Source organism: Methylobacterium terricola (assembly GCF_006151805.1).
Lineage (GTDB): Bacteria > Pseudomonadota > Alphaproteobacteria > Rhizobiales > Beijerinckiaceae > Methylobacterium > Methylobacterium terricola.
The window spans coordinates 21,968-32,721 of sequence record NZ_VDDA01000042.1 but is presented as its reverse complement, the minus strand read 5'-3'; the positions used below and the strand labels follow the sequence as shown (position 1 = coordinate 32,721).

At 70.6% G+C, this 10,754-nt stretch carries 8 protein-coding genes; all 8 read right to left on the bottom strand.

The annotated features are described in order from the left end of the window. On the bottom strand, positions 1-435 hold a 435-nt coding region (locus FF100_RS37435; protein WP_484206915.1), incomplete at its 3' end, for a hyaluronate lyase N-terminal domain-containing protein. After that, positions 432-2,567 (bottom strand): phage tail protein, encoded by a 2,136-nt coding sequence (locus FF100_RS33680; RefSeq protein WP_139040379.1) that lies wholly within the window; start codon positions 2,565-2,567, stop codon positions 432-434. The genes FF100_RS37435 and FF100_RS33680, both read right to left, overlap by 4 nt. Beyond that, on the bottom strand, positions 2,564-3,025 hold the full coding sequence (locus tag FF100_RS33675; RefSeq protein ID WP_139040378.1) for a C40 family peptidase: 462 nt from the start codon (positions 3,023-3,025) through the stop codon (positions 2,564-2,566). The genes FF100_RS33680 and FF100_RS33675 overlap by 4 nt, the downstream gene beginning before the upstream one ends. Next, entirely contained in the window at positions 3,022-3,891 is an 870-nt protein-coding gene (locus tag FF100_RS33670) for a DUF2163 domain-containing protein (RefSeq protein WP_139040377.1), read from the bottom strand. The genes FF100_RS33675 and FF100_RS33670 overlap by 4 nt, the downstream gene beginning before the upstream one ends. Further along, on the bottom strand, positions 3,888-4,493 hold the full coding sequence (locus FF100_RS33665) for a DUF2460 domain-containing protein (protein WP_139040376.1): 606 nt from the start codon (positions 4,491-4,493) through the stop codon (positions 3,888-3,890). Before FF100_RS33665 ends, FF100_RS33670 begins: the two co-directional genes overlap by 4 nt. After that, the gene (locus FF100_RS33660) at positions 4,493-6,757 is read right to left on the bottom strand and encodes a baseplate megatron protein TIM-barrel domain-containing protein (RefSeq protein WP_139040375.1); all 2,265 of its coding nucleotides are present in this window, start codon (positions 6,755-6,757) and stop codon (positions 4,493-4,495) included. Before FF100_RS33660 ends, FF100_RS33665 begins: the two co-directional genes overlap by 1 nt. Before the next feature lie 3 nt (positions 6,758-6,760). Continuing rightward, positions 6,761-10,237 carry a cell wall hydrolase gene (locus FF100_RS33655; protein WP_139040374.1) on the bottom strand — a complete coding sequence of 1,159 codons (3,477 nt, stop codon included), beginning with the start codon at positions 10,235-10,237 and terminating at the stop codon, positions 6,761-6,763. Between the two features lie 320 nt (positions 10,238-10,557). Further along, positions 10,558-10,749 (bottom strand): hypothetical protein, encoded by a 192-nt coding sequence (locus tag FF100_RS33650; RefSeq protein WP_139040373.1) that lies wholly within the window; start codon positions 10,747-10,749, stop codon positions 10,558-10,560. Between the last annotated feature and the right edge of the window lie 5 nt (positions 10,750-10,754).

The following is a 10,754-nucleotide window of genomic DNA, read 5'->3' as shown; positions in this document are numbered from 1 at the left end:
GGCCTCGCGCCAGGTGCTCCCGTCGGCCGAGACCTTCAGGCGCACGTCGTCGTCGCCGGTGAGCCCGAGTTCGGCCCGGCCGGAGAACCCGGACTGGAACAGCAGCGACAGCACGTTGCCGGCGGCTTCCTTGTTCAGGGTGTAGCGCAGATCCCCGGTCCCGCCCTCGCTGGTGGCGAGCGCGGTCCAGAGCGCCTTGTTCAGCTTGGCGGCGAACGGGTTGGTGGCGTCGGCGGTGGTGCCGAAACCAAATAGGCTGACGTTCTGGAGCGTCTCGAGATCCGCCGCAGTCACGGTCGGGAAGCCGCCAGGGGTGGTTCCGTCATGCACGACGATGCGATTGTTGGTGCTATCGATCGCGATCTCGCCGGCGCGGCCGGTGAAGGTGCGCAGGAAGGCCCACGTTTCCCGCAGGAACTGCAGCCGGATGCTCATGAGGAGGCGAGCCCGAGATCGATGAAGAAGGGGTATGGGTCGGAGGCGAGGCCGAAATCGTCGGCCTGTGCCGCCGTCTGAGAGGCGATTCCGAGGTCGACGGGATTGCCCACCGCCAGGGCCTCCGCCACCGGCCCCATCCGGCCCGAGCCAACGGGCGTGTAGGTGTAGGCCACGCAGGTGGCGAGGTCCTGCACCCCTTCGCCGAACACGTTGAACGACTGCAGCTTGAAGCTGATCGGCACGCCCAGATAGGCCGCCGGCAGGGCGTAGCGGAACACGGCCTCGTCGAGCCTGGCGAACGACGCGCCGGCCCCGTGAGCGGCAGGCGCGGAGCCATACAGCCCGCGCATCAGGGTCGTCAGCGCGTAGGCGTTCGGGCCCGTGAGCGTCGCGCCCACGTAGGCGAGGAGTTCACGGTCCACCAGCGCCAGGGTGACGGCTGCTTGCGCGTCGGCGAGGCTCCCGCCGTTGAGGACGCCTGCCGATCGGGCGAGATCCACTGCCAGCGTCGAGCCGGTGTCCGGGTTGATCGTCGCCGGAGCCGGCAGGGCGGCGGTCAGGACGCCGTGGCGGGCCGGCGCCGTGATGGTGCCGATCTCGGCGTAGCTCGTACCGTCGCGCGAGATCCATACCACGGCGCCCCCCCAGTTGGGGTCGGCCACCCCGCCGCTCCCGCCCGAGGCCGCGACCCAGACCTGCGCCTCGCCGCCGGTGAGTCCCGGCGGCGGCTCGAAGACCACCGGCGGGTTGACCGGTGCGGCGGCGACATCGCGGTTGATGCTGCGGCCGGTGGAACCGGCGACCGGGTAGCGGGAAGCAGTCGCGACGCCGCCCGGGAACTCCTCCGCCACGATCGTCAGCAGGCCCGCCTCGTCCTCCTCGATCTCGCGGATGCGCACCGGCGTGCGGACGAGCCCCAGGCCCGGATCGGTCAGTGTGACGATGTCCATCGGCTCGAGGAGGCAGTACTCCCAGGACAACCGGAACGCGTAGGTGTTGCGGATGTAGAGCGCGCGCTGGAGCAGGAGCTGCGCCACGAGACCTGCAACCGGCAGCGCGCAGATCTCCCGGGCCGTGACGCTCGCGCCCGCCTTGAGGCCGAAGCGCTCGATCGCTGCCTGATCGCGCGCCTCGACGGTGGCGGCGGCGTAGGCGTGGCCGCGGTCGGAGCACTCGATCCGCTGGAGGTTGGGGATGCCGTGCGGGTCGCTGCGGGTGAGGCGGACGGGATCCTCGTCCTCGGCGTGCAGGAAATCGTCGTCGGTGAGGTCGTAGACCGGTGCGACGTTCGGCAGGAACGTGACCGTGCCGCCGGCCACCGTTCCACCCGTGACTGGCAGGTCGCCGTAGGGGACGATCTTCAGCAAGCCCCCTGACCAGACCGGGGCTGCGTTGGTGAGGAGGAGCCAGCGGGTCAGGATGCTGCTGGCGGTCTCCTGGTCGGCGAGGACCGGGCTGAGGGCGAGGCCCAGCGCCGCGCAGGACGTCTGGTAGGATCCATCGCCCGAACTCCCCAGGATCGTGCGGGCATCGAGGGAGGCGGCCGGGAAGCCGACGCCGTACTGCGCATTGGTCAGGAAGTCGACCAGCATGGCGGCCGGGTCGGCGTCGTCGGCGCTCGATGGGCTGCCGACGAGCCGCCCTCTCACCTCGAAGGCGAGCTGCGAGATGCCGGCCGATGAGCCGAGGTCGAAATCGGACGAGGCGGCGTAGGCGGTGCCCGGATAAGCCAGGGCCGCGTCGGGATAACGGACCGTGGCCGGTGCCCAGGGCTCCTGCGGCGTCGTGCCGGCGACGAGGCTCAGGCCGTAGGCCGGATAGGCGGCGCTGGCCTGCCCGTTCCAGATCGTGCCGATACCCCGGATCGGCCCTTCGCTGACGCCGAGCATCAGCCAGGTCGAGTAGGTGTAGCCGGCGACCGTGGTCTTCTTGGCACTGCCCTTGTCGCCCCTCGTCTTCTGCAGTTGGGCGTGGGTCTGGAAGCCGTCGTGCCAGATCAGGTTCGGGGCGGCGCGGTTGGTGCCATAGACGATCGCGACCGGCAGCACGCTCGAGGCGGTGTGGATCTGGAGGCCGGTGTAGTCCGGCGTGACGGTCGTCCGCCGTTTCTTGCCCCCGAACAGGCTCATGGTGCCCCCCAGACGCTGAAGAACCGGGGTGCCCGCTGGCGCTGTGCCAGCATCCCGTTGCGGCTCAACGGCTCCTCGATCACCGCCTGCGCTGGCGAGAAGGCATGCACGAGGACGAGCGGGTCGGTGGCGGTGACAATGCCGCCGTGGGCGTAGGTCCGGCCTTGCCGGAACATCACGATGTCGCCGGGCTCGGGGCCCGAGACCTCGCGGGTGCGCCCCAGCAGGAACCCGAGGTAGCGCTCGTCGTCGCGGTGGAGGTGCCAGTCCTGCGGGTAGGGACGCGGGTCGAAGGGCGGGAGGAGGCCGGTATCGACGAAGACCCGCACCAGCAGCATGCCGCAATCGACGCCGATCCCGTGCACGTCGGCGCCCGGGTGATAGGGGGTGCCGATCCAGCGTCGCGCCTGCGCGACGACATGGGCGCGCGTCTGGATCTCGCTCAGGGCTGCGGTCATCCGAAGGCGGTTTCGGGGGTGGGCACGAAGGGGAAGCCGCGGAACCGGGCCGCGTTGGCGAACTTCGCCCGGCAGGTCGCCAGTGTGTGGTCGCAGCCCTGGTAGGCCATGAAGGTGTCGCTGGCGGCAGGCGCGATCGGAAGCGGATAGGCCAGGGTCAGACCGGTGGCGTCCGCCGCCTTGATGGTGGCGGTGGCGCCGGCATTGGCGCCACCGGTGACCGTGAGCGTGCCCTGGGCGTAGGCCGGCGAGGCGCCCGTCCACGGGATCCGCGTCGGGGTGGCGCCGGCCCCCACCGCCCCGGCGCTCCCGAACGCTTCCTTGGGCAGGCCGCAGCCGGAATCGAACAGGACGTGGTTGCAGGTCGGCTGCCAGACGTTGCGCGGCATGTCGACGTCGAGCAGCACGAGGTCCGAGGCGACCGTGATCCGCGCGGAGGTGCGCCCGACCGCGTCCACCGTCGAGACGCGGCCCTGGAACAGCAGCACGGCACCGACCGGCGGCAAGGTCCAGTCGGTCAGGAAGGCCCGCTCCCGCCGGATCCGCGCCCCGTCGAGGACGCCGTTGCGGATCGCCACCATCGCCGGCACGCCGCCGATCAGGTCGGTTGGCCGGGCCGAGAGCGTGACCTGCTGCTGGTCGACCTCGAGACCGACCGAGCAGCGGAATCGCAGGCCGTCGACCATGAGCGAGTTGGCGAGGTAGACGAACCCGTCGAGCGGCACCGCGACATCGGCGTTGGTGACCGCGATCACCATGCCCGAGCGCAGGGTGATCGCGTAGCAGTCGGCGTAGAGGAGCGCGACATCGCGCTGCGCCCGCAGGGCCGTGAGGTGGGCGACCAGCGCCGACGAAGCGGCCCTCACGGGGCGGTGCTCCGGAAGCGCAGGCTCTTCACCTGCCACAGGCCCCGCATCAGGTGCTCGAAGTCCACGCCCTCGTCCACAAACCGGCACAGGAAGGCGTAGGCGAAGTCGGCCGCGATCACCGCGCCGGCAGCGGGCGCCGTCGCGAACGCGAGGACGTTGGGAGCGGTCAGGCTCCAGCCGCCGGCCTGCGCGGCGCCCGCCACCGTCACCTGGGTAACGGTGGTCACCCATCCCACCGTTTCGGTGAGCCCGCCCAGGGTGCGCACGAACGGGAACGCGGTCGTCGCGCCGTCGCCAGCGCCGAGCGCCTGGTTGGTGACGGCGCCGTCGGTGGGGTCGGTGAAGAGGAACGTCCCCCAGGTCCCGCGGCATTGGACGTAGAGGCCGAGCAGCGCCTGCAGGCTCGCGGTACCGAGGCCCGGGAACGAACCGTCCGGCGTCAGGCCCTCCACCGGCAGCGTGAACTCGTAGAGCGCGGCCGGGTAGAGCGGACTGCGCACCTCCCGGCCCGACGGGTGCGCCTCCATCCGGGTCGCGGTGATCGGCCGCTTGGTCACCGGCCACGCGACGCCCGGCAGGCTCGGGAAGGCCGCGGGCATCAGGCCGGCACGCTGACGAGCTTGAGCGAGCGCAGCTCCCACAGCCGCGCCATGAACTGCTCGGGCGCGATCACGTCCTCGGCGAAGCGGCAGAGCAGCGATGACCCGAGACCGAGATAGGTCGGCACCGGCACGGTGAACGGCAGCGCCCGCCCGCGCATGCGGCCGAAGAAGCCGACGAGCGTCTGCAGGTCGGCGACAACGTCCATGCGCAGCACGTCGAAGGTCATCTCAATCTCCCATGTGGGCTGGCTGCGGCGCGTGGCGCGGCTCTCGCGGCCCGAGACGTGTCCCGCCACCGCCGTCGTGAAGGTCGGCCGATAGCGGGTCGACCACCCCCGGCCCGCCAGGGTAGGGAAGCTCGGATACGGTCCGCCGGGAGTGGGCGGCGCGTCGGCGGCGGGCGGCGGCAGGGCCGGTCCCTTGCCGGTCAGCCAGTTGCCGACCCGCCAGTTGGCGGCGTCGCCCCACACCGAGCCGAGGAGCGGGAAAGTCGGGAACGGCCTCGCGTCCCAGTTCCAGGCCGCCATGAAGGCCGGCTCGACCATCTTGAGGCCGGCCGGCGAGGCGGCGTTCTTGCCGTCGACCACCCAGTATTCGTAGACCGCCTGCAGGCCGAGGGCCGCCAGGGTGTCGTCGCGCCGGGGCGCGAGCCGGTCGCCTTCCGCGGGATCCCAGGCCGACCAGTAGGGGGTGAAGCTCTCGGTGGACTTGGGGTCGTAGAAGACGTTGGGCTGGTTGGTGCAGCGGTCGCAGGTCGGGAAGCCGTACTCGGTGAAGGTGATGGACTTCGATTGGGGCACCCATTTCGAGGGCGCGCCGCGCGGTACCCAGCCCTGGCCGTCGCCGGTGTCGTAGACGGCCTGGTGAGCGTTGTTCCACCACCAGCGCAGCATCTTGGGTGCGAGCAGTTGCTGGCCGGCCGCGTAGGGCTTGCGGATCTGGGCCGCTCGATCGCCGCTCGGGCGGGAGACGGTCAGTCCAGAGCCGAGCGGATCGGGGCCGGCGCCGAGGTTGGTCGAGTCGTTGTAGAACCAAGCGTACTTCTCGCCGCCCTCGATGTTGGCCTTCAGGTAGGCGAGCGAGGCGAGCATCGGCGGTCCGGACAGCCCGAGCCCGTTCATGGCGGCGGCGCTGGGCGGCCAAGTGGCCGGGGCCGGGGCGCTCCAGTTGGCCGCGTCGAGGCCGCCGCTGCCAGTGGTCCAGTCGGAGAGCGGCAGGTAGTTGTCGATCGCCACGAGGTCGACGGCGGAGGCGGCGTAGAGTTGGTCGAGGTGGGGCCACTGACCGGCCTCGCCCGGGTGCTGGTACCCCATCCACACGGACCAGTCGGCCGCATAGCTGACGAGGTTCTTCAGGGCGGCCGTGTCCCGGGAGAGCCCGGCGCTGTCGAAGATCCCGCGCACGTCGGCGGCGAGCTGGGCGAGGCCGGCGACGAAGGGATAGTCCCAGGTCGCGCGCCCGTCCGATCCCGTCGTGCCGGCCTTGGTCCAGCCCGGGCCGCGGATCGCCTCGAGGCCGCGCAGCTCGGAGCCGACGAGGAAGAGGTCGACGCCGCCCGCCACCACGCAGAGATGGGCGTAGTGCAGGATCATGCGCCGGAATGTGAAGTCGGTGGGCGAGCCCGCGTAGGAGACCGTGAGGTTGGTCGCGTCCCGGGTGAACTGCGACGGCGCGGCTGAGCCCAGGAAGGCGCTCACGGCGCTCGCCGCCGCGGCCGACTTGTCGGCCCCACTCCACCCGATGCGGCCCCGCCAGGGATAGCCGGCGCAGTCCATCAGCAGGAACGGGTAGAACACGACGCGCAGGCCGCGGGCCTTGAGGTCACGGATGCAGCGCACCACCGCTTGGTCGGACGGCGTGCCGCCGTAGGTGGCGGTGCCGCCGCTGATCGAGATCGGGATCAGCCCGGGCGAAGCCTGCGTCAGCCCCGAGCAGCGCCACGGATCGGCCTGCCAGCTGCCGGAGACGAGCGCCTGGAACTGGCCGCCGATGAAGGTGGTCGAAGGATAGATCTGGCACGTCGCGACGTCGGTGGAGGAGCCGAACCACGCCACGATCAGGTTGACGGTCTTGCAGAGCGGGTACTGCGCCTGCAGCTGGTCGAGCGAGACGCTGTAGTCGGTCCGCGTGCCGGCCGGAGCCGCGTTGAGGTTGAGCGCGACGAACGTGCTCTCGCCCGCGTGCAGGCCGCGGTGGGGAACGGTGTCGTAGACCCACTCGCCGGAAGCCGGCAGCAGGTTCACCCCGAGGAACGTCGCCATCGGTCAGCTGCGCAGCTTGGACAGGCCGAGATGGGAGCCGGTGCGCACGCCGTCGTTGATCGCCTCCATGATGTGGCGGGCGTTCGAGCGGAAGAACGACCGCACCCCGGCCGCATCCATCGCCGAGACGTGGAAGTGGACGTCGCCGCCACCCGCCGGAGCGGAGCCGGCCTTGCCGCCGGCGGCCTGGGCCATCAGGCTCTGCGCCCAGGGCGTGGCGGCGGCCGGCACGATCATCTCGCCCCGGTGCACGTTCGCCAGCGTGTCGCCGGGCAGCGACCACGCGCCGACGGCGAAGCTCGGGATCGCCGCCGCCGCGGCCGCGACCGTGGCCTGCCCGGCGACGGCCGGTCCGACCGCGGCCGGGCCCATCAGCGGCGACAGGAAGCCGAAGATGCCCGCGAATGTCTCGGCGGCGCTCGCCATGATGCTCTTGATCATCGCGCCTCCTTGCGTGGCCAGCGAGGCCGCGGCCCCGGCCTCCTCGGCGCCCGTGCGGGTGGTCACGCCGGCGACCGTGGCGGCGGTCTTGGCGGCCTCGCCGGCCTGGTGGGTGGTGACGCCGGCAAGCCAGTCGGCGGCGAGCCGGACCTTGGCCTGCACGTAGCTCTGGACGATCGACATCGCGGTGGCACGCGCGGCCTGGGCGACGGTCTGCTGGCCCTGCAGCACCGCGAAGGCGTTGCTGGTCAGCGTGGCGCCGATCTGCTCGTAGCTGCGCCGCGTGTCCTGGTAGACCGCCTTGTTGACCTCGCGCTCGGCCTGGGCGCGGCGGGTGGCGGATTGCCCGTCGAGCTGCAACAGCTGCGCCTTGGCCTGACGGTACTGGCTGGTGCCATCGCCCCAAATCGCCTTCAGGCGCTCCTGGTGGCCGCGCTCGAGCGTCTCGATCTCGGAGAGCACCGCGAGGGTCTGGGACCGCCTCTCCTCGAACGAGATCTGGCGCTCGCTCGCCTCGGCGCGGATGTCCTTGATCCGGTCATCGAGGACGCGGCGGGCGTTCTGGTAGGCGGTGTCCTCCGCGGCGGCCTTCTCGGCGGCGGAGGCGCGCTCCAGCGCCGTCACGATCTCGGCCTTCTCCCGCGCCAGCTGGATGGACCTGAGCGAGTCCACCTCCTCCTTGGCGAGCAGGAGGTCGAGCATCGCGATCCGCGCCTTGGCGGTGTCCGGGTCGCTGTTGTCCGAGCCGACCGTCTCGAGCGCGACCTTGGCCCGCAGCAAGGCCTCATCCTCCGACTTACGGGCCGCGACCTGCGCGCGCAGATTGTTGGTCTTCTCCAGTTCGAGCCGTTTCCACTCGGTAGAGTCACGGACGTAGTCCGCTTGCCGGCTCGTGATCTCCTCGTTGACGATGCGCACGCGCTCCGCACTCGACGTCTCCATGCCGACGACGCGCAGGTCGACATCCGCCTTGTCCTGCGCCCGTTGCCGGTCGCGCAGGGTCTGCTCGGCCTCGGCGACGGCTCGGGCGGCGGCGAGGCGTGCGGCCGGCGTACCGCCTTCGGCCGCCCGCGCGTCGTCCTTCCTCGCCTGGACGAGGCGCCGGGCCTCCTCGACCTGGTTGCGCGCGGCGCCGACCGCTTCCTGCGCGATCGCCAGCGATTCGACGTCGGCCCGGGTGCCGCCGCGCTGCTCGTCGACGATCCGCCGGCGGACATCGGCCTGCTCCTCGAGGCGCTGCCGGATCGCGTCCTGCAGCGCGGCGTCCCCGACCGGCGGGCTCTCGGGCGTGTTGCCGAACCGGTGGTTGCCGATGTCGGTGACGTTCCCGAGCGTCCTGCCCCAGGCCGGATCGGCAGCCTTCGGGTTGTAGTAGTTCGTGGCCCCCCTGGTCGGGTCGGCCGCCTCGGTCAGGTAGACCTTGTCGACGATCTCGCCGGTGCGCCGGTACTCGTCGCTGTCCGGGCTCAAGCCCCGGGCGCGGGCGCCGGCCGGGTCGCCTGGGTTCCAGGCCGAGAACTGCCGCGGCGCCGTGATGACGTCCTGGTAGCTGCCGCCGTAGCGACCGCTGAGCACCCGGTTGCGGATGACATTGGCGACGGCCTCCTGGCCCTCCACGCTCTCGCCTCCGGCCTCGCCGTAGACGGTGCGGATCATCAGGTCGCGCTCGGCCGGGGTCATCCGGCTCGCCGCCTCGGTGTTGTTCAGCCGACCCCGCAGGGCCGCCGAGGCCTTCTCGGATTGCTGCAGCCGTCCGGCCTGCGAGCTCTCGAAGTTGATCGCCTTCTGTGTGTCCACCTCGCGCTGCTGAGCGGCGACGATCCCCTCACGCTCGCGCCGCTGGTTCTGCAGTTCCAGGGTCGCGACCCGGATTTCCTCGTTGAGGCTCCGCTGCGCCGCCTGCGCCCCGTAGAGACGCTCGTTGATGTCCGCCAGCGCGTTGCCGATCAGGGGATACCGGCGGATCACCTTGTCGTTCTCCTCCGCGATGAACGCCTGCTGCTCGGCCTGCTTCCTCAGGCGGCCCTCGATCGTGTCGAAGTAGGAGACCGCCTGCTGCGGCGTCAGCGAGGCCGCGATGCGGCGCGCCAGCACCTGGATGTCCTCGAGGTTGCGCAGATCGGCCGTCAGGTCGCCAAGGATCCGGCCGCCATTGGCCTGGTCTTTGAAGGCGGCGCTGATCTTTTGGGCGTTCGCGACCGCCTCGTCGCCCGTCCGCGAGATGGTCTGGAGGAGGTTGACCAGAATGGCGTTGGTGTCGACCGAGTAGTTCGGCACCGTCGCCAGCATGACCTCGATGCCGGCCGCGGCCTCCCGGCTGATGCCCGGGATGCGTTCCAGTTCCGCCGTAAACCGGATCAGCGTGTCCTTCGCGCCGGAGTCGGTCAGACCGAGCGCGGTGCGGAACCGCTCGAGGCCGCCCGCCGCCGAGATGGCGAGCACTTGGCCGCGGGCCATCTCCGACGAGGAGAGGCGCAGCCGCTCGACGAATTGCTCGACGCTGAGGAACGTCTGGCCGATCGACGCGCGCAGGCCGTCGTTGGCCTGGGCGAACAGGCGGTCCCCTCGCTCGGCGTAGGCCGCCGAGGTGTAGTACTCGCGCACGGCTGCCGCTGCCGATGCCGCCGTGCTCGCGATCTCCCGATAGTTGCGGAACGGGTCGGTCACGGTCGCGGCGGCGCTGGCGTAGAGCGATTGCGCGGCGTAGGCGTCGAGCGCCGCCACCTTGACCGCGAGATAGCCGAGCGTCGTCCGCTCGAGCGCGGCTTTGAGGTCGGTCTGCCAGTCGCCCGCCTCGCGGGTCGCCGCTGCGATGCGGGCCGTCGCCGCAGCGGTCTGCTGGGCGGCTGCGATCTGCGCCTGCATCGCGTCGCGGTTGGCCCGCATCTCGGCGCTGAGGTCGCGCAGGGCCTGCGCCGTGGCAAGGTTGGCGGCCTGGGCCGCCACCGCCTGGTCCTGAACGGCGGCCTTGGCTTGCTGCGCGGCTGCCCTGATGCCGGAGGCGTCGCCGCCGAAGCGGACCTGGATATCGTCAGTCATATCGATTTTGCCTGCCGACAATTGCTTTGCTGCCTAGATGAATGCAGCATTCCGCATGGAAGTCGGTCGCCGGATCTGAGTGCGGCGTCGAAATGGAGGCTTGCATGCTGTCTTTTGGTCTGCGGATGATATCTATTGCCAACGGAGCTATCATCGCGAATTTCCCGCCGATCACGCAATCATATGGAAGCTTCGCTTCAGGTCAGGGGGTGTCGTGGGGTGGACGCAGTTATCAAATAATGCAAGTTAATCATCAATTTATACCGCAACCAGGCGGAGTGCTTCTTGTCGAGACGATTCTTTCCCTGCAATAGAGCAACTTAGTTGGGCTTCACCAGACCATCGGGGAATTGCAAGATCATGGAGCCGATCCCGCTGGGATCGTCGGCGGAAGCAGCGACCGCCACCGGCTCGGGCCGCGGCTTGTAGCCGAGGTAGGCAGCCACAAGCTCGTGCGTGGGCGGCGCGACCCGCCAGTAGGCGAAGATCCGCTCCACGTCCCAGATCGTCATCGCGG